Origin of the sequence: Archaeoglobus fulgidus DSM 4304 (assembly GCF_000008665.1) — an archaeon.
Lineage (GTDB): Archaea > Halobacteriota > Archaeoglobi > Archaeoglobales > Archaeoglobaceae > Archaeoglobus > Archaeoglobus fulgidus.
The window spans coordinates 1,561,713-1,587,559 of record NC_000917.1; the positions used below are offsets into that span (position 1 = coordinate 1,561,713).

The following is a 25,847-nucleotide window of genomic DNA, read 5'->3' on the forward strand; positions in this document are numbered from 1 at the left end:
GTTACGCAACTTTATAAAGATGGTGAAGTTTTAATATGGCCTGAAAAAACGCTTTTTGATGAAAATTGCTGTGGTTGGAGCGGGGCTTACAGGGCTCAAGACGGCGAAGGAGCTTGCAGAGCATGCCAAAGTTGTGGTCTTTGAGCCTGATGACGTGGGAGGGCTTGTGGCAACCTTCAGGGAATTCAGCATCGAGAAGTTCTACCACCACTGCTTCAGGGATGACGCCTTCCTGCTTGAGGAGATAAAGAGGTGCGGGCTGAAGTCGAAGCTTGTGTGGAAGATAGCAAAGACTGGATTTGCTGCCAACGGTAAAATTTACCCCCTCAACACTCCTTTTGAAATTCTTCGCTATCCTCTCCTTACCTTTGGTGAAAAAATCAGGCTTGCGAGGTTCACTCTGAAGAGCAGGAAGCTGAACTATGAGGATTTTGATGATGTTGGTGTAAGTGAGGGGATAAGGGAAGAGCTTGGAGAAGGGCTGCTTGAGCGCTTTTTCATGCCCCTCCTGAGGTCGAAGTTTGGGGAGAATGCTGAGAAGGTGAGCTACGCATGGCTGCTTGGGAGGGTTGCGATAAGGAGCAACAGGAAGTACTCTGGAGAGGAGATAGGCTACATAAGGCACGGGTTCCAGCAGCTTGTGGATAAGATGGCCGAGGGGCTGGAGATAAGGAGAGAAAGGGCGAGAATCAGGAAAAATGCCAGATGGGACGTGAATGGTGAGGATTTTGATGCTGTTGTGTACACAGCCCCCCTCTCAGAGCTTGGCGAGCTGGCAGAGAAGCTCGGAATTCCGGAAGTCAGATACCAGAGCTCCGTCTGCGCCCTGATTGGGGCTGAGGAGACACTGACTGAGAACATCTACTGGACGAACATCGCTGATAAGATGAGCTTCGGGGCGGTTATTGAGCACACGAACTTCATGCCCTTCGAGGACTACGGCATCCACCTCATGTATCTGGCAGCCTACTCCACTCCAGACGGCTGGCTTTTCAATCTGAGCGATAAGGAGATAGAGAAGCTCTTCCTCTCCGACCTCAGAAAGCTCGGATTTAAGACAGAGAGTGTGAGGTTTGTTAGGGTCTTCAAAGCAAAGTACAGCGGGCCGATTTACGAGAAGGGATACAGGAGAAAGATAACTCCCTATAGAGTTGCGGAGGGCTTTTACGTTGCGGGAATGACCTCAAGGCCGAACTATCCGGAGAGGAGCATGAATGGAAGCATTAGGGCGGGCAAAGAGGTTGCAGAGCAGGTTAAGGAAGATCTTCTGTAATTTTCTCAATAAGCATCGCCAGCCTGACCTTGGCATAATCAACAAATTTTTCGCTGAGGGTTATCTTTGAGCCTTCGAGCCTGCAAACTCCGCTCTCCTCGGCTTTTCTCAGAAAATCCCCTGAGTAGCTCAGAATTGGATAGATGTCGGAGTGGCTGAGCGGATACGTCAGGGCCATGAACTCCCTCAGGTAATCTCTGGGGATTTCTGCAAAGCTGAACTTCATTAATGCTTCAACAGCCTCCCTTGCAATTCTGTACTCCTCTCCGAGGTAGTGTCCGAAGGGCGAGTATTTTTTAACCTTGAAGGCCAAACCGAGCTTGCTTAGAGTTTGAGCGAGCTTCACTGCCTTTCCGTTTAATGCGGTATCAACAAGAAATCTGCAGAGAGCTGTTTTTGGGTGCAGAGCTTCGTCAACAGCAAACCTTTCCTCGCTCAGCTTCCGCATAAAGCTGAGGAGAGATTTGAGGTCGTAGTCTTCCAGATCAGCCGTCTTAAAAACCTTCAGGCCTGCAGACATGCCAAGGGCGATTATGTAGTTTTCTGGAGTTGAAAGCTTTCTGAGTCTTTTCTCGAACAGCTCGACTCTCCTCAATACTACCTTTTTCGCTGCTGTGTAGCCGTCATGAGTGAGGCATACGAACATCTGTGGATTGAGCTTTGGCTTTGAATATGAGACAGCATAACCGAACCTTTTCAGGTCTGGCAAAGTTGAGTTCAGCGGTCTGTAATCAATTTCCTTCTCGTAAACCTCGCCTGTGATGTAAAGATAAGCCAGAGCATCCTCAATGGCCTTTACGTATGCAGAGGGAGCTTCAAGCTCCTCGTCATTCAGCTCGGGAGCGGGAATGCCAAACTCCTTGCAGAACTCTTCGACGGAGTCAACTATTATCACATCCCTGAAGGGGTGGGAGCTGAGTCTCTCCGCACAGGATTCGTAGCTTCCATCCAATATGTCAATGCCAATCCTCTTTCGAGGGATGGCTAAGTCAATCCATCCAATTCCTACCTTGTAGGGCGAGACAGCTCTAACTCCTGAATTTCTGAGATTTCTGGCAATTTCCTCTCGCAGCCTAAGGAACATCATTGAAGTTTTGTGGGGATGTTAATTTTGTTTTTTGTTTCGTTAGCTGAACCGCCATGTAAAAATTTTAAAATCCGACACCAACAGCATGCATGCTCGATTTAATTCTCAAAACAATCTGGCTTCTTCTCCCCTGCTACACCCCCAACAACTTCGCCGTTCTTGTTGGCGGCGGAACGCCGATAGATTTTGGAAAGACCTTTGTTGATGGAAAAAGGATACTCGGGGACGGTAAAACATGGAGGGGATTCGTTGGGGGCGTTGCGGGTGGAGTTTTGACGGCCAATCTTCAGTATGCAATTGAGAAGCTTTCGGGATTGGCAATTTACTCTTCTCTCCCCTTTAACGAGTTTTTCACGCTTACGTTTCTCCTTGCCTTCGGGGCTATGTTTGGAGACCTTTGCGGAAGTTTCATCAAGAGGAGATTCGGTTACGAAAGGGGCTCGAGATTTTTAATCGTTGACCAGCTTATGTTTCTTCTCGTTGCCCTGCTTATCGCCTCGCTTTATCCACCCTTCTGGAAGCTGTTTACGGCTGAAATCATCGCTCTGGCTGTCATCATCACACCCGCCCTTCATATGGGGATAAACTATATTGCCTACAGGCTGAATCTAAAGGAGGTGCCGTGGTGATGTTGGCTGATGCTTTAGTCAAGAGAATGATAGAGGTCGGAGCGCTGAAGTTCGGTGACTTTGTGCTGTCTTCAGGCAAGAGGAGCAGAGTTTACGTCGATGTGAAGCTCGCCTCCACCTTCCCCGACATCCTTGAGATGATTTCTGAAGGCATGGCGGCAAAGCTGAAAGACTTGGAATTTGACAGAATTGCCTGCGTTGAGCTTGGTGGTGTGCCCATAGCGGTCGCGCTTTCGCTGAAAATGAAAAAACCACTCGTTATTTTCAGGAAGGAGAAAAAGGACTACGGCATCAAGGGCGACAGAATTGGGGAAGTGAAAGAAGGGGAGAAAGTTGTGGTTGTGGAAGATGTCATAACCACCGGCAGCTCTGCCCTCTCGGCAGCGAGGAGAGTTGAGGAGAGCGGTGCGAGCGTAGCGGCCATTATCGCGGTTGTTGATAGGGAGGAGTCAGGAAGGAATTTCATGAGCCTTCTTAAGCTCAGCGACTTAATCGAGGCGCACGACTCCATCCAGCCCACCGAATCTTAGCTCCTCAAGCTCCTCTTTTTTGAACTCCTGGTCTGGGTAGAAATCGTAGCTCTCGAAAGACCTCACCACCACCTCGGTAGGGAAGCCGATTAACTCTGCCAACACCTTTCCATCCTTCTTTCCCACCTTCGCCCTGTCGAACTCCCTGATAAATTCTTCCAGCAAGTCTGAATTGCACTCGCTAAAGTTGTTGTTAACGGCAAGGGTGCAGCAGAGGTAATCCCCAATGTGCTCGTTGAAGGCCTCCTTTTTTCCCTCAAGCATTGTGAAGTACGGCTCCCATATCGCTATCGCCCTCAACTCCCCCAGGGATTTTATCATGCTTTCAGGGCCTCTGAAATACCTTATGGAGCCCTTTAGCCCTTTCAACTCGAGATATTTCCTTAAATTTCTTTCCATGGTTGAGAATTCGGAGCAGCCCCAGTAATCGGAGCTTATACCTGAGAAAACGAGTCCCCCTCCGTTTAGAGCCACCTTTCTTACAATTGTGATGTTTTTCATAAGGATCCCAAAGACCGCTTGAGTTATGAACGGAGAAGCTGCTATGTCGATGAAACCGTAAACGAGGTCCTTTGTGATTTCGATGCTGCTATCGTAAACCCTTATATGCGCATTGAGCTTCTTTGAGGCCCTCATCACTCTCGGATACTCGCTGGCCCTCAAAATCCCCACTCTTACCACACCACTTAAAGGTTCGGGAGAGTACTTCGCAAGCCAGACTCTGTAGGACTTTCCGGAAACCTTCTTTCTGACAACTTCCTTCACATCTTCAAGCATAGAGAGTGTTTCAGAAACTGTTGATTTCGATAAACCGGTAAGGCGAGGTATCTCGCTCTGTAAAACTCCCTCTTCCTTTGCATTTTCCAGAACTCTTTTTATCTTTTCAGCAGCGTACATTTTGGTATAGTACGCTAGAAAGGTATTTAGTGTTATCCTCAATATTTTCAGTGCTTGATTCCGGCAAGAGTTTAGATGTTTGGATAAATTGTTTAAATATGGTGCAGGACACTCCGCTAATTTTTTATAAGTTGACGGAGAGAGACTCAGAGGTGTTCTGAAATGGCCAAGGTTCTTGACATAGATGAAAAGGACAGATTGATACTCGAGCTTCTCGAAAAAGACCCGGAAATGTCTCAAAGCGAAATAGCGAAGGTTGTAGGACTTTCGCAGCCTTCTGTAGGAAGCAGGATAAAAAAGCTCAAAGAGCTGGGTGTTATAAGCCACGCGTACGGGCTCAACATAAAACGGTCAGGTCTGTACGTTCTTAAGGTTGATGTGAAATGTAAGAGACCATCTGAAATCCTAAATAAGCTTTCAAACTGCCCGTTTTTCCTCAACGGACTCGTCGTGGCTGGAGAGAAGAATATTACGATTTTGCTTGCTGGCGAAGACCTGACAACTCTTGAGGCTATTGTTGATAAGCACATCAGAGCCGAACCTGAGGTTTACGATGTTGAGGCAGGAATAATTGTCAGGGCTGAAAGAGACGCTGTTATGCCGATTAAGATGTACATTGAAAGGCAGAAAGAGGTGCCATGCGGCGATGAAAGCTGCACGAATTGCAATTACTGGAAAATTGACCTCTGCCTCGGCTGTCCCGTAACCGGGCACTACAAGGGAACCCTTTGGAAGTAAAATGCTCAGCCGAATAAAACCTCTCACGACGGAACTCGTCTCTCCGGTGGCATTAAGACTGTCCAAACTCGGAGTAAAGCCCAACCACCTCACACTCGCCGGTCTGGTTTTTGCTCTCATCTCCTCTTACCTGATAATTGAGGGCAGGATATTGCATGCAAGCATCTTCGTCCTGCTCAGCAGCCTTTGCGATTTGCTTGACGGGGCGCTGGCGAGAAAGGCAGAGTTAACCACAAAGTTTGGGGGCTACCTTGATTCAGTGACTGACAGATACGTTGACGTCATCCTCTTCATCTCCCTCGGAATCTACGGCGTTGACTGGGTTGCCATCGCAATGGCGATGAGCGGAGCTTTGCTTGTGAGCTACACGAGGGCGAGGGCCGAAACAATTATCGAGAAGTGCGATGTTGGTATAGCAGAGAGGAGCGAGAGGCTTTTGATTCTGCTTCTGGGGATGCTTACAGGATACATTTACGAGGCTGTTTTGATTATAGCTGTTTTAAGCCACATCACTGCCCTGCACAGGGTTGTTTATACTTACTCAAGAACAAAGGAGGGGGATTAGGCTTTCGTTATTCTGAGCTTCATCAAATCCTCCCTTATCTCGCATTCAAACCCCATCTTTTCCAGAAGAACCTCCATAAGCATTTTAACGAACTTCTTCGTCTTTTCGTGATTGAGCAGAAGAACAAATTCGTTTTTCTTAACCTGCAGCCTGAAAAAATTGCATGCTTCGAGTCTGCGGAGCACGTACTCCAAATCTTTACCACTGAACTCCTCTGCGTGAGCCTTAGCAATTTCTCTGTGAAGCTTCCAGAAATCCTCTCCGCTGGGGTGAGACTCTATGAATTCAAGAAGAGAAATCCAGTGGTCTATGTCCAGAACAACGTGCTCACCTTCACCGAGCATTTCAATATAGGTGGAAACTTTTTCTCTGTCGAACTTTTCAAGAAATTTGTAATCCCTGTAGAATTTAATAACTCGCCTGATAATCTCACTTTGGGATAAACCTAACTCCTTTTTCAGCTCCTCAAATATTTTAACGCTCTCGTCATCCAAAGCAATGGTTACTCTAACGGGATTTCGCATAGCCGTTAACACACAAGGCTGTTTAAAAATTTTGTGAATAACTCTCAATTTTTGTGAAGAAATCTTAGAAATGTCAAAAAAATATTAAAAGATTTTTAAAAACAACACTAAAACTTGAGTTCATGGTAGGGAGGATGTGTGTTGCTGTACTGATTGTGCTGCTTCTCGTTGCAACAGCAGGAGCTGATCCAAATGGTGCAGAGACGCTCAAGGAAAATCCAGAGTTGCCAGTGGATTTCGTATGGGCCCTAATTTGCGGATTTCTTGTGATGTTCATGCAGGCTGGTTTTGCAATGCTCGAAGCTGGCTTTTCAAGGGCCAAGAATGTGGCGAATGTAATGATGAAGAACCTCATGGATTTTGCTGTTGGCAGCTTGGCCTTCTTTGCAGTAGGTTTTGCATTGATGATGGGGGCTGACTGGCAGGGAATTGCTGGCACTACAGGATGGTTTTTGGCTGGAGAAAGTTATGACGTTTCGACGATTGAGCTGTGGTTCTTTATGCTCGTATTTGCGGCAACTGCAGCAACAATCGTGAGCGGGTCAATTGCCGAGAGACCGAAGTTCTCGGTTTACCTTGTCTACAGCGCGGTGGTTTCAGCAGTAATTTACCCAATTTACGGTCACTGGCTGTGGGGAGGGGGATGGCTGAGTAGCAGCGAGTTCATGGTGAAGCTTGGCGGAGGTTACGGAGCCCTGGATTTTGCTGGAAGTGGAGTCGTCCACGCACTCGGGGGTTACATTGCACTGGCCGCAGTGATGCTCCTGGGACCGCGATTAGGTAAGTATGACAGTGATGGAAATCCAAGAGCGATTCCGGGTCATAATCTGGCGTTTGCAGTAATAGGAACATTCATACTCTGGTTCGGTTGGTTTGGGTTCAATGCGGGTTCAACTCTGTCAGCTCACGAGCTGAGAGTTTCTATAATTGCTTCTAACACGAATTTAGCCGCTGCTGCAGGGGCGGTGACGGCGATGGCAATAACCTGGTTAAGAAACGGGAAGCCGGATGTGGGCATGACCTGCAACGGAGCTGTTGCTGGGCTGGTTGCAATTACAGCACCGTGTGCCTGGGTTCAGCCATGGTCTTCGGTGGTCATAGGCACTATTGCCGGGTTCATAGCAACCTACGGATACTGGTGGCTTGAGAAGAGGGGGTTAGACGACGTTGTAGGAGCTATACCTGTTCATGGATTTTCGGGGACTTGGGGATTGATAGCGCTCGGCATTTTTGCTGACGGGAGCTATGGTCTATACGCAACCGAATCCCCTCTCGTGACGGGTCTGCTTTATGGCAATTGGGGGTTCTTCATAGTGCAGTTAATTTCAGCAATTGTAAACTTTGCATGGGCTTTCGGAACGGGGTTTGCACTGTTCTGGATCCTCAAAAAGGTGATAGGAATTAGAGTAAGTCCTGAAGAAGAGATGCTCGGTCTCGACATTGCAGAGCATGCTGCAGTAGCGTATCCCAACTTTGTCTGCACTGAAACGGAGCTGCCACTTGCCATGAAGCAAGGTGGTGGAAGATGAAGAAGATAGAGGCAATAGTCAGAGCTGAAAAATTCCCAGAAGTTAAGGCTGCCCTTGAGGAGAGAGGGTTCTACGGTATGACTGTGACGGATGTTAAGGGGAGGGGACAGCAGGGTGGCATGCAAATTCAGTTCAGAGGCAGAACGATGGAGGTTACCCTGCTTCCCAAGGTAAAGCTAGAAATCGTGGTAAAGGATGATGCTGTGGAGGAGGTAATAGGGTTGATCGTGAACTCCGCATTCACCGGTAGCCCAGGTGATGGAAAGATCTTCATAATCCCAGTGGAGGATGTCGTTAGAATCAGGACAGGGGAGAGGGGAGACGACTCCCTTTAATTTTTGATGATTATGTACAGAAGAATTCACAACAACATATACCAGATAAAGCCGGGAAGACTTTCCAGCCATTGCTACCTTATCACTGCAGAGCTTAATGCTCTCATAGATTCGGGCACGGCAAGGGACTTTCCAAAGCTGGAAAGAGAGCTTGGAGAGATCGGTCTGAATGCAAAGGATATTGACATCGTCATCAACACACATGAGCACTTTGACCACATTGGGGGGAACCTCTTCCTCCAGAAGAACTCCATAATCATGGCCCACAGACATGCGGCTGTTAAGATAATTTATGGCGATGATGAGGTTATGATGTGCAGAACTCACGGTCAGAGGCCGGTTGGTTATAGAGTTCACGTGTGGTTGAACAATATAGATGCCGTGGATCTGGGCGGCGTTTTTCTGAGGGTTATGCACACTCCAGGCCACACCTCAGGGTGCATCTGTCTCTACGACCCCAGAAACAGAATTTTATTTTCAGGAGACACTCTTTTCGCTAACGGAACACTATCTTCGATTTACAATTCCGGAAGCTTGGGTGAGTACTTCAATTCTTTGAGGAAAATTAAAACCATGAAGATTGACCTTCTTCTGCCCGGACACGGCAGGATTTCAGGGAATGTCGAGGTGGACATCGAAAGAACCCTTGAAAACACGATTAGAACCTTTCCTGACGCCGAATACATTGCCAAAATGCTTGGTTTAACGGAAAATTAAAAACTTTTTAGAAAAAAACTAAAAAACTGAAGAATTGTGAAAAGTTATGAGTTTTTGTTAAATATTTTTTTAAATTCGGGCTTAATTTCTGAGCTATGCAGAGTGGAGATATATCTTGGTTGCTGATTTCGACGGCCCTGGTCGTTCTGATGACTCCAGCGCTGGGATTGTTTTACGGTGGTATGGTGCGAGCTAAGAATGTCCTTTCCACGATAACGATGTGCTTTGTCGCACTGGCGATTGTGAGCGTACAGTGGATACTCCTTGGCTACACTATTGCATTTGGTGACGATGTCAGTGGTTTAACTGGCAACTTAGTGTTCATCGGACTCAGGAACGTTAGCATGTCCGATTACGGATTTGTTGCTTTTCAGATGGCGTTTGCAGCGATTACACTGGCCATAATTGTATCAGCACTTGCAGAAAGGGTAAAGCTGTCGGCATTCCTGCTGTTCGGCATTCTGTGGACAACCTTCGTTTACGACCCGATAGCTCACTGGGTGTGGGGAGGCGGCTGGCTCGCTGGAATAGGGGCGCTGGACTTTGCAGGCGGAACGGTGGTGCACATAAGCTCGGGTTTCAGTGCTTTAGCTCTAGCACTTCTTGTAGGCAGGAGAACCGGCTACGGGGAATACAACATTGAACCGCACAACATTCCTATGACCTTGCTCGGTACAGCACTGCTGTGGTTCGGATGGTTCGGTTTCAACGCTGGTAGTGCACTGGAAGCGAACGATGTGGCTTTGAACGCATTCCTAGTTACGAACACTTCGGCAGCGATGGGTGCCTTAAGCTGGATGTTTGCCTCCTGGCTAAAGGGAAAACCCGGAAGTTTGGGAGTGGCAAGCGGTGCTATAGCCGGGCTTGTGGCAATTACTCCTGCAGCTGGCTACGTTGACCCGCTTTCTGCACTTGTAATAGGAGGTGTTGCAGGAGTGGTGTGCTATGCAGCGATGCTCCTCAGAGTCAGAGCAGGAGTAGATGAGAGTCTTGATGCCTGGGCTGTTCATGGCGTCGGAGGCCTGTGGGGAGCCATTGCCACCGGCATCTTCGCCTCTGTTGGTGCTACCGGCCTGGTGGCAGGGAATGCACAGCAACTGCTCCTTCAGATAATTGCGGCCCTAGTCGCAACAGCCTACGCCTTCCTCGTGACGCTGATACTGGCAAAGGCTGTTGATGCCGCTGTGGGGCTGAGGGTTAGCTCCCAGGAGGAGTACGTCGGTCTCGACCTGTCGCAGCATGAGGAGGTTGCCTACACGTGAGGTGGTGGATATGAAGATGGTTGTCGCTGTAATAAGGCCCGAGAAGCTTGAGTGCGTTAAGAAAGCTTTGGAAGAGAGAGGGTTTGTCGGAATGACCGTTACAGAGGTGAAGGGCAGGGGGGAGCAGAAGGGCATCAGGCTTCAGTTCAGGGGAAGAGAGGTGGAGGTTGATTTGCTGCAGAAGACGAAGGTGGAGGTTGTGGTGAGCGACGATGCTGTTGATGAGGTTGTGGAGGCGATAGTGAGTTCGGCAAGAACTGGGAAGTTCGGTGATGGGAGGATATTCGTTATTCCAGTGGAGAAGTCAGTCAAGATAAGGACGGGTGATGAGGAAGTTTAAATTTTATTTTTTATAAAATATATAAAAGCTCAAGCCCCAAACTTCTTCGCAATGTTCAGCAGATCAAGGGCGATGTTGAGCAGGTCCATTCCCCTTATCCTGCACAGCCCGCCCTTGTACGCCTCGAACTCGCTGAAACTGCTAACCTCATCCCTTCTAACATCCTCGTGAACGATTACAACAGGCACCGGGTCTGCGGTGTGGTCCTTAACCTTGATTGGGGTTGAGTGGTCTGCTGTAAGAATGAGGCAGGTCTTGCTGAAATCCAAGTCGAGCAGTGGGGCTATCTTTTCGTCAAGCTTCTCTATGAAGGCCTTCTTCCCCTCAAAATCTCCATCATGGCCGAGTTCGTCAGTTGCTTTTATGTGCAGCAGAACAACGTCGTAGCTTTCGAGGGCGTTTATTGCCGCCTTAACCTTTGCCTCAAGGTTCGTGTTCTTGTTTCCCGTCGCCCCTTCGGGAGTGATAACATCCGCCCCGACAACTCTGCCGACTCCTTTTATCAGGGCGGTTGCTGCTATAACGCAAAGCCTTAAGCCCGTCTTATCTTTAAAGCTCGGAACGTGCGGCATCTCTCCAGCTCCCCTCAAAAGCAGGGCGTTGGCCTTCAGCAGCCCTTTTTCAGCCCTTTCCCTGTTGAGAGGGTGGTTCTCAAGCACCTCGTGGGCTTTCTGCATGAACTCGTTCACTATTTCAGCCGTTTTTTTGGCTTTTGCATCATCAGCAAGCGGAACGCAGCGCTTCACCTTCTTTCCCACTGCCTTGGGGTCGGTGTCGCTCACTCTGTCAGACAGCCCCTCCCCCCTGAAAACAACCGCCGCTCTGTGACCTGTCCCCCTCTCAACGAGAAGCTCCACCGGCAGCTCTATCTCGCGGAGGGCTTTGATTAACTCTGAAGTGTCCTCAATCCTCCCCGCCCTCCTGTCAACAACAGTCTTGTCGAATATGCTGCCCTCACCCTCTACAGTGGCAAAGTTTGCCCTGAAGGCCACGTCCCCCGGTTTGATTTCAATCCCCACTCCAGCAGCCTCAATCGGGCCCCTCCCGCTGTAGTATTTGTAGGGGTCGTAGCCGAGCAAAGCAAGATGGCTGGTGTCGCTGCCCGGCCTTATTCCGGGAGCGATGGTGTCCATAATCCCGTTAATCCCCATCTCAGCCAGTCTGTCGAGGTTTGGCTTTCTCGCAACACTCAGCGGGGTTTTACCGTCGATGGGCCTGTCTGATAGGCCGTCAACAACAATCAGCAGTACAGGCACTCTATCACCTCAGCCTTTCAAGTATGCATCCCTAATCTGGACATATTTGCTATAAATCTCCTCGTATTTTCCCATCCCATCCTCGGACGGCATAACCTCTGTGAAATCGGGTAGGAAGGTTGTAAGAGCGTCGTCAATACCATTGAAGCTGTCAGATCCGGAAGCTGCAAGAATTGCCGCCCCCCTCGCAGTCGCTTCCACATCAGATGAAACGAGGCATTTTCTGCCGGTAACGTCAGCAAAAATCTGGTTCCAAAGCCTGCTGTTCGCTGCTCCGCCATCAAGGCGAAGCTCCTCAATGCTGATTCCCTTATTCTCCATCACCTCAATGTTGCTTCTCACCTCGAAAGCTACTGCCTCCATCACAGCCCTCGCAATGTCTCCTCTGTTGTGGGCAAGAGTTAAGCCGAATATAACCCCCTTCGCCTCCGGATTCCAGTGGGGACAGCCAGCTCCGGAAAAGAAGGGCAGGATGAACACACCTCTCGCCCCCACTCCTGACTTCTCAGCCTCCTCGTTAATCACATCATAGCCCTCACCGTGATAGAAGGCTTTCTTAACCCACGATAGCAGGCTGCCCGTGGTGAAGATGCTCACCTCGCCCACATTGATGCCGGGCAGAACGTGGGCGGAGTATATGATGTCTCCGTGGCCTCTGACTTTCTCCACAGGTGCAACCATGAAGGTCCCCGTTCCCGTCGTGGACTTCACGCTCCCCTCCTCAACAACACCCTGAGCGAGGGCGGAGCACTGCTGGTCTCCCCCACCTGCAACCACTACCGGATTCGAACTTATGCCAAGCTTCTCCGCCACGTTCCCCCTGATCTCCCCCACAACCTCTCCCGAATTGACGAGATCAGGCATCAGAGACAGGTCAAGGTTGAATTCGGCAGCGATTTCATCGCACCACTTCCTCGAATTCAGGTCGAGGAGCATCGTCCTTGAGGCGTTTGAGTAGTCCGTCACAACCTCTCCGGTTAGCCTGTAAACGATGTAGTCGTGGACGAGCATCAGCTTCCAGCTTTTCTCTATGACTTCAGGCCTGTTCCTCATCCACCAGAGAATTTTCGGCAGGGAGAAGTAGGGGTCCGGCTTTAGTCCGGTAATTTTTGCAACCCTTTCCTCCCCGATTCTCTCCTTTATCAGCTCAACCTCCTCCCTGCACCTCCTGTCCTGCCAGACTATCGCTCTGCTTACAGGCTCACCGTCTCTGCCAACGGGGACGATTGTTTCCCTCTGATTTGCAACAGCTATAGCTGCTATGCTGTCAGAGGCTTTGGCAATCTTCACCGCCTGCCTGCAGGCATCGATGATGCTGTTCCACCAGTGCTCGGCATCCTGCTCGACCCATCCCGGCTGGGGGTAGTAGGTTTCAAACTCGGAGTAGCTCTTTGCAACCAGATTTCCATCGGCATCGTAAACTCCCACAGTCACTCCTGTCGTTCCCGCATCGATGCCGAGAAAATGCACTAAATCACCTCCTCTATCCACTTCAGCATGTCAGCAAGCACCCTCTCCTTCTCGGGCTCGTTGTGGGGCTCGTGATAAAAGCCTTCGTAGCTGACAAACTTGCAAAGCTCCCCAGCCCTTTTTGCAAACTCCTGACTTGCTCTGTAGGAGGTTATTTGGTCAGCAGTTCCGTGTATCAGAAGAATGGGCTTTCTCAGCCTGTCTGCATTCTCCAGCGCCCATTTTCCCGCTTCAAGAGATTGCAGAATGAATCGAGGGGAGATTTTGTCGTGGACGAGGGGGTCAGAAACATAGGCCTCAACAACTTCCCTATCTCTGCTGATTAAGTTTGGGTCGATGCCATTTGAAAGCTGAATTGAAGGAGCAACAACGTTGAGGAGCTTCAGAATGAAAAACAGGTGTTTTGGTAGCTCCTTTGGCAGAGCAAGGAAGGGAGCGGAAATTATACCTCCCGCAATGTCGGGGTCGTATCTCAGGATGTAGTTCAGAGCGAGATTCCCGCCCATGCTGTGGCCGTAGAGTATCTTCGGGCAGTCGTAATCCAAACTTTGGAGGAAAAGGGTGATGTCATCCATTAACTGCTGATATTCAGCATGCCCCCTCTTCCCCTCCGACCTTCCATGCCCCCTCAAATCAAAAGCTGCAAAGGAGATGCCATTCTCATTGAAAAACCTTGCAACGTGCTCGTATCTTCCAGAGTGCTCCCCCAGACCATGAACAAGACAGATTACAGCTCTTGGAGACTCAACATCCCACCTTCGAGTGTAGAGAGTGAGCCCGTCTTTCGTTCTTAGAGTCATGTCTGGTCTTGGCAGAAAAAAGATTAAAATTTTTCGCAGTCACACAGCAAGCCTCAGAAGGTAGTAAGAAAGCACTGCTGCAAAGATTGACAGACCGAAGTTTCTCCAGCGGTAGAAGCTCAATATGAGGGGAAATAGGGCTGCAACCCTCACGCCAAACTCTGCCGCATCAGGTGTAAACACGGAGGTTACAAAAAGGGCGGAGATTACCGATGTGGACGAGAGGGACAGAAAGCTCTTAATTTTGTCGGATGTGGCGAATTTAATCTTCAGCGGGAGGAATCTGGCTAAGTAGGTTCCCAGAGCGACGGCAATGATGGCCAAGACTTTCTCACTCACCATCCCACCCCGAAAGCAGCGGTCCTGCTAAGGCGGCTGCAATTATTCCAACAGAAGTGAGGTTAAGCAGGTGGAAAGCCAAGGCAACAGCTCCACCGCTAACAGCCGCTCTGACATGCCTGCCCTTCAGGTTCGGGAGCAGGAGAACCAGAAACAGGGCTGAGATTGAGAAGACCAATGCAGAATAAACGTCCCTGTCGAGAATCAAGGTGCTTCCCGCAAGAACTCCCAGTGCAGTCCCCCCAACCCATGCCGAGTAGGAGCCGAGCTCAAGGCCGAGCAGAAATCTCTCATTTTCAGCGGAGTTCACCGAGACTGCAAAAACCTCGTCAGTCAGGCCGAAGGCTGAAATGTGTGGAAAGCGCAGTTTCAGCTTCTGGGCTATTATCGAGCTGTAAATTATGTGCCTGAGGTTGAGGAAGATGGGGATGAAAATCGCACTTAGCAAGGACTGGCTGTAGAGGGTGATGAGGGCAAACTGACTCGCTCCCGCGAATATCAGCAGAGATGCAAGCATTGCCTCCACTTCTGAAAAGCCGAGAGTTCTGGCTAAAACGCCAAAGGTGAAAGCCACAGGAATGTAAGCCATTACGATGGGAAAGCTGTAAACCAGTCCCTTTCTGAACATAGCAGATTTGCTGAGGGAATGCATAAAGCCTTATTGAGTTTGAGAGGTAAACACCGAAGATGAGCTGGATAGAATTTCAAAGGAAATCAGACGCAATTTCAGGTGGAATTCTGAAGCTCATTCTGACAGAAAAATGAAATCACTTGTACTCGTGAGTGCCGAGCTTTACTGGAATTTGGAAGGCATTCTCTACTATCTTCGCCCACTCCTCGGCGCTTCTGTAGGGGCAGCCCGGATCTCTCAGCATGCAGGAGCTGAAGTAAATCGCATCCGGCTTTACCTCAGACAGCTTCATTGTCATGCCGATGTTCGGCACCAACGTGTTTCCGGGGCATTCGCACCTCACAAAGCCAATCACTCTAACCGGCTCGTCAAACTTCCCCTCTCCGAGCGCAGCAGCCTTCAGACAGCGCCACTCACCGGGGCAGCCGTAGGTCGTGTCCATGTAGCTCCCGCAACCAACAATAAAAATGTCCTTCATGCTACTATGTCATCACTTGAACTAAAAATTTTTCGAAACAGACCATTTAATACTCTTGCCAAAGATTAATTGTATTTACTTTGAGACATATAATTCTTAAAATGTTTTTAAAGTTGATCGCAGTTATTATCCTTTTTCGATATACCATTTCATCCATTTTTTTATGGCTACAGAAGCAGCAAAATTGACTATGAAACCATAAACGCCAAATAGGGCTAATGGTAAATATTCCACAGAAAAAACGTCAAATCCCTGCTGAAAGTCCCTTATGGATGGGTAGATATAGGTGAATGATAGGATAAGTACTCCAGTGACTATATGATGCAAATACATAATTTCAAAAATTTTATCCCATTCTCTGCTGACAGCCATCTTTATTATAAGAAGCTCCGGTTCCGTAGAAGGTTTTTGGAATAGGTGGGTTGAGCTGGTAGCCATCACAATTGCTGCACTCAAAATCAAGCCGAAAAATACAAGGCTAAACCTCATTCTATCACTCATTCTACCACCTCACCAGTCGGAGGTGGCTAAGCAAAGAGAAGAGTCCCCTATGATTTTATTTTTAACCACATCTGAGTTTGAACCAAACTCGCTCAACACTTGTTGTTCTGCGTGATCCCTGGCTTCAGAAATAGTTACGTCTAAGTGTCTTCCTTTATCGAAAAACGCTGAATAAAATCTGGCATTGTTGACAGTATAGACGCTGTCAGTATATCCGAAGTACGCATCGAATCCCTTGTTAAGGAAGGTATTACCCAGATCATCGTAGGTTGCGGAATCGCATGCTCCGGCAAAGATAAAGTATCCGTCGTAATTTAGCCATCTGTTCACTTCGTTATCGTACAACTTGCTACCATCCTTAAACTGGAGAAAACTCGATCCCCAAATCCACCAGCCATCTGCACCGCCGTGACTGTGTATCAGGACTATCTTCGTGTGGGTGGGGTTCATAGAATTTAGGTGGTCTATAAAATCATGATCCGAGTTTGAGTACTGGTAGTCCAAGACTCCATCCACCCAGAATATGCTGGAAATGTAGTTGTGCGCTTCATCAAGCCTTTCATTTATGTAAGCTAAAACCTCGTTGTTCATCGGTTCTTGCTGCGTTCTCGTTCTATCTACCAAGCCATCGTATGCAGCAGCGGTGGCAGAAATTACAGCCAATACTAAGCCACACTTACCCTGTGTTTCACGAACTCACCCCCGACTTTTTGAGTGCATTCGGTTTAATTTGTATAATAAACCAACGAAAACGTTCGAAAATCTTTGAACGAATTCGTAAGGCTTATAAATTTTTGGACTCTTGCGCTATTGCGCTTATTTTACTGCTGACAGACTGACGGGCAATCTAACATGAGCATTGGTTCCAGAAAAGCAAAAGCAATATAAGATCCGATGGCGGGGTGCCCCAAACCGTATAGATGAGTCGAGCCAGACCGCCGAAATCAGCCCCAAGTAGCCCAGATCAGAATATGTGAGGGCGATGCCGTATTCGGGATTTAGCACAGCATAGTAGTCCCACTCCTTAATTCTGTATCAGGGCTGATTTTTGCTCTGGAGTACCTTAAAAGCTCTCTGCGTGCCTGAGCGAGATTTTATCATCCAGCAGCTCGGAAGGCTCAACAATCTCCCGCTGCACGGTCAGAAGAGCAGAGATGGAATGTGCATAACCTCAACACCGTCCTTGTAAACCGTGATGTCTCCACCGCTCTCAGAAACGACAACAGCGATCGCCTTTGTCTCCTTCGTTATTGAGGCGCATGCAATATGCCTCCCCCCGAGTCCGCGCTTAATCTTGGATACCAAATCCTTTGCTGAAGCTTCGATATACCTTCCGCATGCGATGATGATGCCGTTTTCGTCAAGCACGAAAACACCGTCAATCTGGGCGAACTCCATGACGCTCTCCCAGTTCTCGGGATTTTTTATATCCCTGTCCGCCTCCTTGTGTCCGTGATAGGGGTTTATCACAAGCTGGCTCGACCTGCTCATAACCTCCTCCACATCCCCCATAACGAAGGCCGTCCCTATCTTTCTCCCCTCCCTCCCCTTCTGAGCAATGTTCAGGGCAACGGTGAGAACGGCTCTAAACGCCTCGGGATGAACTCTTTCTACACACTCTTCAACCGCCTTAAGAAATGAGCTCTTTTCTGGTTCAAAGATGGTTAAACCCTTCAGGGTGTCGGTGTCGAAAACCACAACTGCTCTTCCAAACTCAAAACCCTTCAAATACATTTGAGCGGAAATGTACTCCCTCGCTCTGTAAATCTGGGCAAATTTTTCCGCTATGATCTTCTCTTCACTCTCCTCGAAGTAGTATATCATGCTGTCCAGAATTGTCGCAAACTTTTTGGGTGCTTGAATGATTTCAAAACCTTCTAACTCTTCCTCAAACTCCTCCTTGGAGATTAAGGCTATCCTTTCTATCCCGTATTCTTCGGCGATTTTCAAAGCAGAGTTAACGAGCACTGAAAGCATCCAATCATTAAATGAATGAAAAAATTTTAAACTTAACGCTTCTAAAATAACCATGCTTCGAAAGATGTTACTTCCCACGGACCTTTCCGAAAACAGCTTTAAAGTCCTCGAATACCTTGGTGACTTCAAAAAAGTTGGTGTTGAGGAGATTGGTGTTCTCTTTGTCATAAACCTTACAAAGCTTAGCACGGTTAGCGGCGGGATTGATATTGACCACTACATTGACGAAATGTCAGAGAAGGCTGAAGAAGTGCTGCCCGAAGTTGCGCAGAAAATTGAAGCCGCGGGAATTAAGGCGGAAGTCATCAAACCCTTCCCTGCGGGAGACCCGGTTGTTGAGATTATCAAAGCATCCGAAAACTACAGCTTCATTGCCATGGGCTCAAGAGGGGCGAGCAAATTCAAGAAAATACTTCTTGGAAGTGTCTCGGAGGGAGTTCTCCACGACTCAAAGGTGCCTGTTTATATTTTCAAACACGATATGGTGGTCAACAGCCTTTTTGACAGGGTTCTCGTGGCTTACGACTTCTCGAAGTGGGCTGACAGAGCGCTTGAATACGCGAAGTTCGTCGTTAAAAAGACTGGAGGAGAACTGCACATAATCCACGTCTCTGAGGATGGAGATAAAACGGCCGATTTAAGAGTGATGGAGGAGGTAATAGGGGCGGAGGGTATTGAGGTTCACGTTCACATAGAGTCTGGAACACCGCACAAGGCGATACTGGCAAAAAGAGAGGAGATTAATGCCACCACGATCTTTATGGGCTCAAGAGGAGCGGGAAGTGTGATGACAATGATACTTGGAAGCACCTCTGAAAGCGTTATAAGGCGCTCCCCTGTTCCGGTTTTCGTATGCAAGAGAGGTGACGACGAATGAAAATGGTTGGCAGGGCGTGGAAGTTTGGTGATGACATCTCAACCGACCACATCACGCCCGGCAGGTACTACCACCTCAGAAGCAACATGCCTGAGCTGGCAAAGCACGTGATGGAGGATGCTGATCCGGATTTCATGAAAAAGTTCAGGCCCGGAGATTTCATCGTTGCAGGAAAGAACTTCGGCATGGGAAGCAGCAGAGAGCACGCCCCTTTGGCCTTGAAAATTGCAGGGGTTTCGGCGGTCATCGCCAAATCCTTCGCTAGGATATTCTACAGGAACGCCATAAACGTCGGCCTGCCTGTTTTGATAGCCGACACAGACTCTATCGATAGCGGTGATGAGCTTGAAGTTGACCTCGGCAAAGGGCTGGTGGTGAACAGAACGAAGGGTATTGAGATAAGAGTGAAGCCAATTCCCGAGGTCATGCTGAAGATTCTCCATGAAGGCGGGCTTGTGAGCTACGTCAAAAAGCATGGCGACATAAAAATTTAATTTCGGTCGAATTTCGCCTCCTTTTTTCAAGCATCGTCACCACCTTCTCAGCGAAACCCCTCGTCAGGGTGGCCATGGAAAACATGTTGTGCACTTCAGGCCTGTTCAGAGTTATTTCCGCTAATTTACCATCCTTTTTCAAAATTATGGGATTCATGACTCATAGGATGCAAGGTCTTATTTAATTATTGCTATCATCTTGAAGTTTCCGGAAATGCTTAAATAATTATGATTATATTGCTGATTACAATTAACATAAGGAAAATTATATAATATTTTGTGAAGGTAATTCAGTATGAGAGGGCTTGCCGTGCTGGTGTTGCTGGTTTTTGCCGTGCAGGTGGCAGCAGCGGAAGACTTTAGACCGGTAGTGTTTGTGCACGGTCTTGCGGGTTCTGCTGGACAGTTCGAGAGCCAGGGGATGAGGTTTGCTGCAAACGGATATCCGGCAGAGTATGTCAAAACCTTCGAATACGACACGATTTCGTGGGCTTTGGTTGTGGAAACTGACATGCTCTTCAGCGGACTTGGGAGCGAATTCGGGCTGAACATCAGCCAGATTATCGACCCTGAAACGCTTGACAAGATACTTTCCAAGAGCAGGGAGAGGCTGATTGACGAAACCTTCAGCAGGCTCGACAGGGTCATAGACGAAGCTCTCGCTGAAAGCGGAGCGGATAAGGTGGATCTGGTCGGGCACTCAATGGGGACGTTTTTCCTGGTCAGATACGTCAACTCCTCTCCTGAGAGGGCTGCGAAGGTTGCGCACCTCATTCTTCTTGACGGCGTCTGGGGGGTTGATGCTCCCGAAGGGATTCCGACGCTTGCAGTGTTCGGAAATCCGAAAGCTCTGCCGGCTCTCGGACTTCCGGAGGAGAAGGTTGTTTACAACGCAACCAACGTTTACTTCAACAACATGACGCACGTTCAGCTCTGCACTTCTCCGGAAACTTTTGCGGTGATGTTTGAGTTCATAAACGGCTACAAGCCAGCAACAACCGACATAGTGCCGCAGGATGGAGATTACGTGAAGGTTAAGGGGAAGTTTCTGGCCTTTGCGACCAATGGTGACGTTTCGGGATGGCTGTCAATCTATCCGATAGACGAGAACGGCAAGAGGTTGACGAGGTTGCCCGTCAAGTTCATGAGGGTGAAGGGGGACTTTGAGGTCAGGCTCAGGAAGGGGCAGCTTTACGAGTTCCAGTTCCGCAAGGACTTCAGCCCCATCATTTATCACTACTACCGCGCCCCCTTCGTGAGAGATGACCTGTGGGCGAGGTTTCTGGTATCAAAGCCTCCCCTCGACGTGGAGCTTTTGATACTGCCCGAAAGACTCTCCCCAGCAGCCAAGGAGACATCGGGACTGCTGCTGATTAGATACAAGGAGATGATAGGCGAGTATGACGAGGAGATTGGCGGTGTTGATGAGGTTTACGTGAATGGTGTCAACGTCTGCACTGAGAGAATCTGCCCCATTGAGAGAGCCGTCAACGGGCTATGGGTCTTCGACAGGGGGGCTGATGGAAAGAGCGATCTTGACAGAGAGGTTGTTAGGTACTCCATAATGCCTTTCATGAGCGCCGCCGACCTTGTTGTCCCTGCGGAGGGGACGATAAGCATAGCTGTGAAGTCGAGAACCGGTGGGGAGGAAAGCTTCACCATCCCGGCATGGTCTGCGGACAGGCACTCGATTATCGTGCAGTTTTCGGATTACATTTAATTTTTTACTTTTTTGCTAAGCGAATCAGAAGGAAAGAACTCAATCTCCACTCCTGCCTCCTCCAGAAGCTTCAAACCGTTCTTATCGGCATACTCCTTCCCGTAAACAACTCTCTTTATCCCCGCGTTGATGATGATTTTCGCACACGTGATGCAGGGGCAGTGAGTTGAGTAAAGAGTACCACCATCAACACTTATCCCGAACTTAGCCGCCTGTATTATTGCATTTTGCTCCGCATGCACCCCTCTGCAAAGCTCCTGCCTTTCCCCGCTCGGCACGGACATCCTGTCCCTCAGGCATCCCACCTCTTCGCAGTGTGGCAGGCCTGAAGGCGCTCCGTTGTAGCCCGTGGCAAGAATGCGCTTGTCCTTGACTATGACGGCCCCGACGTGCTGTCTAAGACAGGTGGAGCGCTTCGCCACAACCGAGGCGATTTCCATGAAGTACTCATCGAGCGTGGGCCTCTTCATTCCAACACCCTCAAAAATTTTCTGGCGTTTTCCCTCGCAACCTTCTCCATCTCCTCCCTGCCCACAGCCTCCTCAATCTTTACAGCAGCCTCCGCCACCGTGGTTATTTCTACATCCCTGTAACCCGCATCGCTGTTCAGCATGAACCTCTCCGGGCCGTGTTCAGCCACTATTCTTGCAGCGTCCTCGGCAGAAAGCTTTCCTGGCTGAACTGTGAGGCCAATCCAGTACTCAGTCTCAAGAACCATGTCGAGTGTTTCGAAGTTCACGTGGTCTATTACCGCAAGGTCTGCGGGAAAGTCGAGACTTTCGAGGATTTCGAGGGTTTTCCTTGTTGCTTTTAGCTTGTTTCCTCTCGGTGTGTGAATTATGCACGGCACGTCCATCCTCTTCGCCAGCTCGAGCTGCGATTTGAGAACTTCAATCTCCTCATCAGTTACAAGCTCAAGCCCTATTTCGCCGAAGGCAACCCACTCCCCCTCTTCAAGGTAGCCCAGCACGAACTCATAGTCAGGAGGAATGCAGCGCGGATGAATTCCAACAGCGGGATGCATCTTAACCCCTGCAGCCTCACATCTGAGAGGCTCGAATTCTGTTAGCTTTCTGAAGACATCTATCATGGTCTGAGGGTATTTTGGCTTCACGGGAAAGAAGGCGAGGCTGCAAACCTCCTTTATTCCGTTTTCCTTCAGCTTAACAAGCTCGGAGAAGCCCAGACCCTCTGAATGAAGATGTGAGTCGAAATACATGCTCCTCGGATGTTCGTGAGGATTATTAAAAATTTCTCACCAAACGCTTTTATAAGTTCGTTACTTTATTTTACATGGTGAAGTTCAAGTTGTTCGCATTAATCACGGTTTGTACCCTATTCATTCTAAATCCAGTCTCAGCTCTAAAAGTTGGTGTTTACGACAACCCTCCTCTTGTTTTCGTCGAAAACGGTGAGGCTAAAGGCTTCTTCATTGACATACTCGAATACATCGCAGAAGAAGAGGGGTGGAGCATTGAGTACGTTCATGACACCTTCCCCCGGCTGTTGGATAAGCTTGAGAGGGGTGAGATAGACCTTCTGGTGGATATAGCGTACACGGAGGAGAGGGCTGAAGCTTACAAGTTCAATGATGAGGCCGTTTTCACTAACTGGGGAGTGGTTGTGGGAAAACAGAACCTTGACTCTGTTTTGAAGCTTGATGGTTTAAAGGTTGCTGGAGTGAAAAGGGACGTTTACACCGCGGAACTGAAACGGCTTGTTGATGAGTTCAATCTAAACTGCCAGATATTTGAGATTGAGGGGGATTACAGGGAAGTTTTCGAGAAAGTTAAGGCTGGTAGGGCAGACGCTGGAGTGGTTTCGAGAATATACGCCTCCCTCTACGCCTCAGATTACGGCTTGAAGGAGAGCAGCATCATTTTCGGCCCGGTTGAGCTCAGATTCGCAGGGAGAGACGATAACGTGCTTGGGAGAATAGATGCCCATCTAAGCGCCATGAAATCCGACCGCAACTCTGTTTACTATCAATCTCTCGACAGGTGGTTGGGGCCGAGGGTTGAGGTGATTCCCCAGTGGGTTTACTACGCGATTGCGTCCCTTTTTGCTGTGCTGCTGGCTGCAATTGCGCTCAATGCATACCTCAGCAGGGTTGTTGCAAAGAGGACAGAGGAGGTTAGGAAGAATGAGGCCTTCCTGAGAGCCATTTTCAATACCATACAGGATGGAATCAGCGTTCTGGACAAGGATATGAACGTTATAATGGTTAACCACGCAATGGAGAGGTGGTATGGAAATGTTGTGGGAAAGAAGTGCTACGAAGCGTACCACAACCGCAGTGAACCGTGCGAGGAGTGCCCAACTATTGAAGCGATGAAAAGCGGTGAAATGAAAAGAGGAGTAGTTCCGGGGCTGAAGGGTTCTGAAGTGGAATGGCTTGAGCTCTTCAGCTATCCTCTCATTGAAAACGGAGAGGTCAAGATGGTTGTGGAATTCGTCAGGGACATTACGGAGAAAAAGCGCATGGAGGAGGAGCTGAGAAAAGCTCTGGAGAGCTACGAGTATCTATGGAACAGCACCAACGACATCCTTTACGTCCACGACATGCGGGGTTGCTTTACAAGGGTAAACAGAAGGGCTATGGAGCTTCTTGGGTATGAAGAGGGAGAGAACGTCACTGTATGGGATGTCGTTCCCGAGTCCCACCATGAGTTGGTTAGGGAGAAAATAAGAGAAGTTGTTGAAACAAAAAAGCCAACGGAGCCGTTTGAGCTGCCGGTTAAAGCGAAGAGCGGTGAGATACTGTGGCTTGAGGTTATCGCACACCCTGTAATTGAAAAGGGAGAAGTTGTTGCCGTGCACGGTGTTGCGAGGGATGTTACAGAGAGGAAAAAGTTCATAGACGAGATTGGTGAGAACATAAGGCTGGTTTCTCACTTGGTGGACAGAATAAGGAATCCTCTCGCTGCTGCGAGAGCCTTCTGCGAGTTAAGGGAAAAACTCGGAGGTGAAGCCTTTGAGAAGGTAATCTCAAACATAGACAGGGTTACGGAGCTTATTGAAGACCTCGACAGAGTATGGGCGAATCTTGAGCGGCTGAGAAGGGGACTTAAGAGGCCCTGAACTTGCTGAAAGAGTTTCTACCTTTTAATTTTGAGCCCAAATAAAAAATAAATCAAAAAATTATTCGGAATAGCCAGCCTTCTTCAGGTACTCCTTGGCAAGCTCGATGTTGCCATCTCCATACATATCCTTGAAGACGTCCTCGTGGCTCCACATACCGATTGGTATTAAGGAGTACAGCGGCTCAACGGTCCCTCTGTAAACCCTCTGGGCGATGTCCTCTCTGTCAATTGCAGCTGCAATGGCCTTTCTGACGTAGATGTTCTTTGTCGGGTAGTCTGTGTTTTCATTGGCGTTGAGAACGAGGTACCTGATGAAACCACCCGGAGCCTCGATAACCTGCAGACCCTCCTTTGCCTTCAGGGATTCGATGTCGATTGGTGTGAGCGTTCTCCATGCGATGTCAACCTCTCCCTTCTCGATGGCAAGTCTTAGAGTTGTGGCGTCCTTGTAGAACTTCACCACAATTCTCTTTGTCATTGGCTGCTCTCCAAAGAAGTTCGGGTTGGCTTCGAGAATTAGCTCCTGGTCTCTCTTCCACTCCACTATCTTGTAGGGCCCAACTCCACCGGCAGTCTGGTCGGGGTCTATTTCATCTGCCTTGTATGCCGGGTGGACGGGGAAGTATGGCGGTGTTGCAAGCAGTGAGACAAAGTACGCTGCTGGCTTCTTGAGCGTGAACTTCACAGTGTAGTCGTCAACAGCCTCCACATCCTCGACGAAGTGAGTAACGAGCCATGAGGGGTCGCCCTGAATGGTCATGACTCTCTTGATGCTTCTCACCACATCCTGCGCCTTGCATGGGGTGCCGTCAGCAAATTTCAGATCCTGCCTGAGGTGGAAGGTGTAAACAAGGCCATCCTCACTGACTTCCCAGCTTTCAGCAAGGTATGGCTCAAGTTCTGTTGTGCCGGGCTTGTACCTTACCAGCCCTCCCATGACGTTGTTCATAATTTCCCATGTGTAGAAGTCGTAAGCATTGGCAGGGTCGAGATCGGTAATCTTGTCAGTTACACCGATGGTGATTGTGTCCTTCTGCTCCTCGGAGTAGACAAGATAGTACCTGAAAATCATGGTCGGGTCGAGGGTAATTCCCTTGATGTCGTCCTTTGCAACTATCGTCAGCTTGCCCTGTACGAGCGGGATTATCGGTGCATCCTCAGCAAGCTTCTGCTGTATCTGCTTGTAAAGCTTCTCTCTCTCCTCCATCGAGGTTGCTGTTGATGCCTTCTCAAGCAGTTCATCCATCTCCGGGTCGCAGTACGGATAGCCGAGCCAGTTGTTTGCCGTGCAACTCAGGAAGGGTGTGGTGTAGTCATCAGGGTCGAGGTAGTCAGGATACCATCCGAACAGCGAAGCCATCATCGCTCCCTTTCTGGAATAGTCCTGGAAAGTTGACCACTCGGCGCTCTTCAGCTCAACCTCAATCATTCCCGTTGCCTCAAGCTGCTCCTTCAGAACCTGTGCCAAATCTTTCTCAGTGTCACCGTAGTGAGTTGGAGTCCACCAGAGCTCAATCTTCAGCTTCTTAGCTTCCTCTTTCTGCGGTTGCTCCGGCTGTTGGGCACAGCCCAGTAGCAGCACTGCAGCAACCAAAAGCGCCAAAACGTATAGTTTCTTCATGTTGTAAATGTCCGTGTTATGATATATAACAGTATCTTGAGTGTATCTGGCAAAAATTTAATGGGCTAATCTTTTTATCGCTCCGGCTGGGAGCATAAGATTCATTGGAGAGGTTACGAAACTAATCATGAAACAAGAAAAAGGAAGAGAGGCTTTAGCATCAACGTGTAGTGC

General features: G+C 48.8%; 30 protein-coding genes. 14 read left to right on the plus strand and 16 right to left on the minus strand.

All coding sequences use genetic code 11. From position 1 onward, the window contains the following. The first annotated feature begins 58 nt into the window (after window positions 1-58). The gene (locus AF_RS08745; RefSeq protein ID WP_010879234.1) at window positions 59-1,273 is read left to right on the plus strand and encodes an NAD(P)/FAD-dependent oxidoreductase; all 1,215 of its coding nucleotides are present in this window, start codon (window positions 59-61) and stop codon (window positions 1,271-1,273) included. Here the strand turns inward: AF_RS08745 and AF_RS08750 are convergent. After that, a complete protein-coding gene (locus AF_RS08750) occupies window positions 1,254-2,360 on the minus strand; it encodes a hypothetical protein (protein ID WP_010879235.1) in 1,107 nt (368 codons plus the stop codon). The two genes, AF_RS08745 and AF_RS08750, sit on opposite strands and share 20 nt — an antisense overlap. An 89-nt stretch (window positions 2,361-2,449) precedes the next feature. Between AF_RS08750 and AF_RS08755 the strand changes: the two genes are divergently transcribed. Together AF_RS08755 and pyrE are read left to right on the plus strand one after the other, a co-directional pair. Then, window positions 2,450-2,989, plus strand: a complete 540-nt coding sequence (locus AF_RS08755; RefSeq protein ID WP_010879236.1) for a CDP-2,3-bis-(O-geranylgeranyl)-sn-glycerol synthase — start codon at window positions 2,450-2,452, stop codon at window positions 2,987-2,989. Further along, window positions 2,983-3,519, plus strand: a complete 537-nt coding sequence (gene pyrE, locus AF_RS08760) for an orotate phosphoribosyltransferase (protein ID WP_010879237.1) — start codon at window positions 2,983-2,985, stop codon at window positions 3,517-3,519. Before AF_RS08755 ends, pyrE begins: the two co-directional genes overlap by 7 nt. On the opposite strand, the gene AF_RS08765 is transcribed toward pyrE, so the two are convergent. Beyond that, a complete protein-coding gene (locus AF_RS08765) occupies window positions 3,478-4,416 on the minus strand; it encodes a hypothetical protein (protein WP_052270489.1) in 939 nt (312 codons plus the stop codon). The two genes, pyrE and AF_RS08765, sit on opposite strands and share 42 nt — an antisense overlap. Before the next feature lie 162 nt (window positions 4,417-4,578). On the opposite strand from AF_RS08765, the gene AF_RS08770 reads away from it, so the two are divergent. Further along, window positions 4,579-5,154 (plus strand): Lrp/AsnC family transcriptional regulator, encoded by a 576-nt coding sequence (locus AF_RS08770; RefSeq protein WP_010879239.1) that lies wholly within the window; start codon window positions 4,579-4,581, stop codon window positions 5,152-5,154. Window position 5,155: 1 nt separating this feature from the next. Then, window positions 5,156-5,719, plus strand: a complete 564-nt coding sequence (locus tag AF_RS08775) for a CDP-alcohol phosphatidyltransferase family protein (RefSeq protein WP_048064451.1) — start codon at window positions 5,156-5,158, stop codon at window positions 5,717-5,719. On the opposite strand, the gene AF_RS08780 is transcribed toward AF_RS08775, so the two are convergent. Continuing rightward, entirely contained in the window at window positions 5,716-6,243 is a 528-nt protein-coding gene (locus AF_RS08780; RefSeq protein WP_010879241.1) for a ribbon-helix-helix protein, CopG family, read from the minus strand. The two genes, AF_RS08775 and AF_RS08780, sit on opposite strands and share 4 nt — an antisense overlap. A 122-nt stretch (window positions 6,244-6,365) precedes the next feature. On the opposite strand from AF_RS08780, the gene AF_RS08785 reads away from it, so the two are divergent. The 5 genes from AF_RS08785 (at window position 6,366) to AF_RS08805 (ending at window position 10,426) form a co-directional block, all read left to right on the plus strand. After that, a complete protein-coding gene (locus tag AF_RS08785; protein WP_010879242.1) occupies window positions 6,366-7,772 on the plus strand; it encodes an ammonium transporter in 1,407 nt (468 codons plus the stop codon). After that, window positions 7,769-8,107, plus strand: coding sequence for a P-II family nitrogen regulator GlnK2 (glnK2, locus tag AF_RS08790; protein ID WP_010879243.1), 339 nt, complete (start codon window positions 7,769-7,771; stop codon window positions 8,105-8,107). The genes AF_RS08785 and glnK2 overlap by 4 nt, the downstream gene beginning before the upstream one ends. Window positions 8,108-8,119: 12 nt before the next feature. After that, window positions 8,120-8,824: an MBL fold metallo-hydrolase gene (locus tag AF_RS08795; protein ID WP_048064452.1), complete on the plus strand. Its 705-nt coding sequence runs from the start codon at window positions 8,120-8,122 to the stop codon at window positions 8,822-8,824. A gap of 95 nt (window positions 8,825-8,919) precedes the next feature. Beyond that, complete coding sequence (locus AF_RS08800) at window positions 8,920-10,086, plus strand: ammonium transporter (protein WP_010879245.1); 1,167 nt, start codon at window positions 8,920-8,922, stop codon at window positions 10,084-10,086. Between the two features lie 10 nt (window positions 10,087-10,096). Beyond that, complete coding sequence (locus AF_RS08805; RefSeq protein ID WP_048064453.1) at window positions 10,097-10,426, plus strand: P-II family nitrogen regulator; 330 nt, start codon at window positions 10,097-10,099, stop codon at window positions 10,424-10,426. A gap of 29 nt (window positions 10,427-10,455) precedes the next feature. On the opposite strand, the gene AF_RS08810 is transcribed toward AF_RS08805, so the two are convergent. From AF_RS08810 to AF_RS08850, 10 genes are all read right to left on the minus strand, one after another. Beyond that, window positions 10,456-11,682, minus strand: a complete 1,227-nt coding sequence (locus AF_RS08810) for a 2,3-bisphosphoglycerate-independent phosphoglycerate mutase (RefSeq protein WP_010879247.1) — start codon at window positions 11,680-11,682, stop codon at window positions 10,456-10,458. 9 nt (window positions 11,683-11,691) lie between these two features. Beyond that, on the minus strand, window positions 11,692-13,152 hold the full coding sequence (gene xylB / locus AF_RS08815; RefSeq protein WP_052270490.1) for a xylulokinase: 1,461 nt from the start codon (window positions 13,150-13,152) through the stop codon (window positions 11,692-11,694). After that, window positions 13,152-13,952, minus strand: coding sequence for an alpha/beta hydrolase (locus AF_RS08820; RefSeq protein WP_010879249.1), 801 nt, complete (start codon window positions 13,950-13,952; stop codon window positions 13,152-13,154). The genes xylB and AF_RS08820 overlap by 1 nt, the downstream gene beginning before the upstream one ends. A gap of 39 nt (window positions 13,953-13,991) precedes the next feature. Further along, on the minus strand, window positions 13,992-14,294 hold the full coding sequence (locus AF_RS08825; RefSeq protein WP_010879250.1) for an AzlD domain-containing protein: 303 nt from the start codon (window positions 14,292-14,294) through the stop codon (window positions 13,992-13,994). After that, window positions 14,284-14,919, minus strand: coding sequence for an AzlC family ABC transporter permease (locus tag AF_RS08830; RefSeq protein WP_048064454.1), 636 nt, complete (start codon window positions 14,917-14,919; stop codon window positions 14,284-14,286). The genes AF_RS08825 and AF_RS08830 overlap by 11 nt, the downstream gene beginning before the upstream one ends. Before the next feature lie 139 nt (window positions 14,920-15,058). Continuing rightward, the gene (locus AF_RS08835; protein ID WP_048064455.1) at window positions 15,059-15,400 is read right to left on the minus strand and encodes a CGGC domain-containing protein; all 342 of its coding nucleotides are present in this window, start codon (window positions 15,398-15,400) and stop codon (window positions 15,059-15,061) included. A gap of 126 nt (window positions 15,401-15,526) precedes the next feature. Next, complete coding sequence (locus AF_RS08840) at window positions 15,527-15,901, minus strand: hypothetical protein (protein ID WP_010879253.1); 375 nt, start codon at window positions 15,899-15,901, stop codon at window positions 15,527-15,529. A gap of 9 nt (window positions 15,902-15,910) precedes the next feature. After that, the gene (locus tag AF_RS08845) at window positions 15,911-16,492 is read right to left on the minus strand and encodes a C25 family cysteine peptidase (RefSeq protein WP_010879254.1); all 582 of its coding nucleotides are present in this window, start codon (window positions 16,490-16,492) and stop codon (window positions 15,911-15,913) included. Between the two features lie 225 nt (window positions 16,493-16,717). Further along, complete coding sequence (locus AF_RS13905) at window positions 16,718-16,906, minus strand: hypothetical protein (RefSeq protein WP_197030923.1); 189 nt, start codon at window positions 16,904-16,906, stop codon at window positions 16,718-16,720. A 135-nt stretch (window positions 16,907-17,041) separates the two neighbouring features. Beyond that, on the minus strand, window positions 17,042-17,878 hold the full coding sequence (locus AF_RS08850; RefSeq protein ID WP_048064457.1) for a DNA integrity scanning protein DisA nucleotide-binding domain protein: 837 nt from the start codon (window positions 17,876-17,878) through the stop codon (window positions 17,042-17,044). 52 nt (window positions 17,879-17,930) lie between these two features. Between AF_RS08850 and AF_RS08855 the strand changes: the two genes are divergently transcribed. The 3 genes from AF_RS08855 to AF_RS08865 all read left to right on the plus strand — a co-directional run bounded on the left by AF_RS08855 (window position 17,931) and on the right by AF_RS08865 (window position 20,969). Continuing rightward, the gene (locus AF_RS08855) at window positions 17,931-18,755 is read left to right on the plus strand and encodes a universal stress protein (RefSeq protein WP_048064458.1); all 825 of its coding nucleotides are present in this window, start codon (window positions 17,931-17,933) and stop codon (window positions 18,753-18,755) included. Next, window positions 18,752-19,249, plus strand: a complete 498-nt coding sequence (locus AF_RS08860) for a 3-isopropylmalate dehydratase small subunit (RefSeq protein ID WP_010879257.1) — start codon at window positions 18,752-18,754, stop codon at window positions 19,247-19,249. Before AF_RS08855 ends, AF_RS08860 begins: the two co-directional genes overlap by 4 nt. 295 nt (window positions 19,250-19,544) lie before the next feature. Continuing rightward, entirely contained in the window at window positions 19,545-20,969 is a 1,425-nt protein-coding gene (locus AF_RS08865; protein WP_010879259.1) for an alpha/beta fold hydrolase, read from the plus strand. On the opposite strand, the gene AF_RS08870 is transcribed toward AF_RS08865, so the two are convergent. Together AF_RS08870 and AF_RS08875 are read right to left on the minus strand one after the other, a co-directional pair. Beyond that, on the minus strand, window positions 20,966-21,439 hold the full coding sequence (locus tag AF_RS08870; RefSeq protein ID WP_010879260.1) for a deoxycytidylate deaminase: 474 nt from the start codon (window positions 21,437-21,439) through the stop codon (window positions 20,966-20,968). The two genes, AF_RS08865 and AF_RS08870, sit on opposite strands and share 4 nt — an antisense overlap. After that, window positions 21,436-22,188: a TatD family hydrolase gene (locus AF_RS08875; protein ID WP_010879261.1), complete on the minus strand. Its 753-nt coding sequence runs from the start codon at window positions 22,186-22,188 to the stop codon at window positions 21,436-21,438. Before AF_RS08875 ends, AF_RS08870 begins: the two co-directional genes overlap by 4 nt. Before the next feature lie 74 nt (window positions 22,189-22,262). Between AF_RS08875 and AF_RS08880 the strand changes: the two genes are divergently transcribed. After that, window positions 22,263-24,050, plus strand: coding sequence for a PAS domain S-box protein (locus AF_RS08880; RefSeq protein WP_010879262.1), 1,788 nt, complete (start codon window positions 22,263-22,265; stop codon window positions 24,048-24,050). A 60-nt stretch (window positions 24,051-24,110) separates the two neighbouring features. On the opposite strand, the gene AF_RS13540 is transcribed toward AF_RS08880, so the two are convergent. Beyond that, window positions 24,111-25,673: an ABC transporter substrate-binding protein gene (locus tag AF_RS13540; protein ID WP_010879263.1), complete on the minus strand. Its 1,563-nt coding sequence runs from the start codon at window positions 25,671-25,673 to the stop codon at window positions 24,111-24,113. Between the last annotated feature and the right edge of the window lie 174 nt (window positions 25,674-25,847).

Coding starts and splice junctions, on each gene's coding strand:
- AF_RS08835 (WP_048064455.1), bottom strand. CDS start 15,400: ATGAAGGACATTTTTATTGTTGGTTGCGGGAGCTACATGGACACGACC.
- AF_RS08800 (WP_010879245.1), top strand. CDS start 8,920: ATGCAGAGTGGAGATATATCTTGGTTGCTGATTTCGACGGCCCTGGTC.
- AF_RS08765 (WP_052270489.1), bottom strand. CDS start 4,416: ATGTACGCTGCTGAAAAGATAAAAAGAGTTCTGGAAAATGCAAAGGAA.
- AF_RS08870 (WP_010879260.1), bottom strand. CDS start 21,439: ATGAAGAGGCCCACGCTCGATGAGTACTTCATGGAAATCGCCTCGGTT.
- AF_RS08845 (WP_010879254.1), bottom strand. CDS start 16,492: ATGAACAACGAGGTTTTAGCTTACATAAATGAAAGGCTTGATGAAGCG.
- AF_RS08770 (WP_010879239.1), top strand. CDS start 4,579: ATGGCCAAGGTTCTTGACATAGATGAAAAGGACAGATTGATACTCGAG.
- AF_RS08850 (WP_048064457.1), bottom strand. CDS start 17,878: ATGCTTTCAGTGCTCGTTAACTCTGCTTTGAAAATCGCCGAAGAATAC.
- AF_RS08830 (WP_048064454.1), bottom strand. CDS start 14,919: ATGTTCAGAAAGGGACTGGTTTACAGCTTTCCCATCGTAATGGCTTAC.
- AF_RS08780 (WP_010879241.1), bottom strand. CDS start 6,243: ATGCGAAATCCCGTTAGAGTAACCATTGCTTTGGATGACGAGAGCGTT.
- AF_RS08750 (WP_010879235.1), bottom strand. CDS start 2,360: ATGATGTTCCTTAGGCTGCGAGAGGAAATTGCCAGAAATCTCAGAAAT.
- glnK2 (WP_010879243.1), top strand. CDS start 7,769: ATGAAGAAGATAGAGGCAATAGTCAGAGCTGAAAAATTCCCAGAAGTT.
- AF_RS13540 (WP_010879263.1), bottom strand. CDS start 25,673: ATGAAGAAACTATACGTTTTGGCGCTTTTGGTTGCTGCAGTGCTGCTA.
- AF_RS08820 (WP_010879249.1), bottom strand. CDS start 13,952: ATGACTCTAAGAACGAAAGACGGGCTCACTCTCTACACTCGAAGGTGG.
- AF_RS08880 (WP_010879262.1), top strand. CDS start 22,263: ATGGTGAAGTTCAAGTTGTTCGCATTAATCACGGTTTGTACCCTATTC.
- AF_RS08875 (WP_010879261.1), bottom strand. CDS start 22,188: ATGTATTTCGACTCACATCTTCATTCAGAGGGTCTGGGCTTCTCCGAG.
- AF_RS08865 (WP_010879259.1), top strand. CDS start 19,545: ATGAGAGGGCTTGCCGTGCTGGTGTTGCTGGTTTTTGCCGTGCAGGTG.
- AF_RS08775 (WP_048064451.1), top strand. CDS start 5,156: ATGCTCAGCCGAATAAAACCTCTCACGACGGAACTCGTCTCTCCGGTG.
- AF_RS08795 (WP_048064452.1), top strand. CDS start 8,120: ATGTACAGAAGAATTCACAACAACATATACCAGATAAAGCCGGGAAGA.
- AF_RS08840 (WP_010879253.1), bottom strand. CDS start 15,901: ATGAGTGATAGAATGAGGTTTAGCCTTGTATTTTTCGGCTTGATTTTG.
- AF_RS08855 (WP_048064458.1), top strand. CDS start 17,931: ATGCTTCGAAAGATGTTACTTCCCACGGACCTTTCCGAAAACAGCTTT.
- AF_RS08755 (WP_010879236.1), top strand. CDS start 2,450: ATGCTCGATTTAATTCTCAAAACAATCTGGCTTCTTCTCCCCTGCTAC.
- AF_RS08860 (WP_010879257.1), top strand. CDS start 18,752: ATGAAAATGGTTGGCAGGGCGTGGAAGTTTGGTGATGACATCTCAACC.
- AF_RS08805 (WP_048064453.1), top strand. CDS start 10,097: ATGAAGATGGTTGTCGCTGTAATAAGGCCCGAGAAGCTTGAGTGCGTT.
- AF_RS08745 (WP_010879234.1), top strand. CDS start 59: ATGAAAATTGCTGTGGTTGGAGCGGGGCTTACAGGGCTCAAGACGGCG.
- AF_RS08825 (WP_010879250.1), bottom strand. CDS start 14,294: ATGGTGAGTGAGAAAGTCTTGGCCATCATTGCCGTCGCTCTGGGAACC.
- AF_RS08785 (WP_010879242.1), top strand. CDS start 6,366: ATGGTAGGGAGGATGTGTGTTGCTGTACTGATTGTGCTGCTTCTCGTT.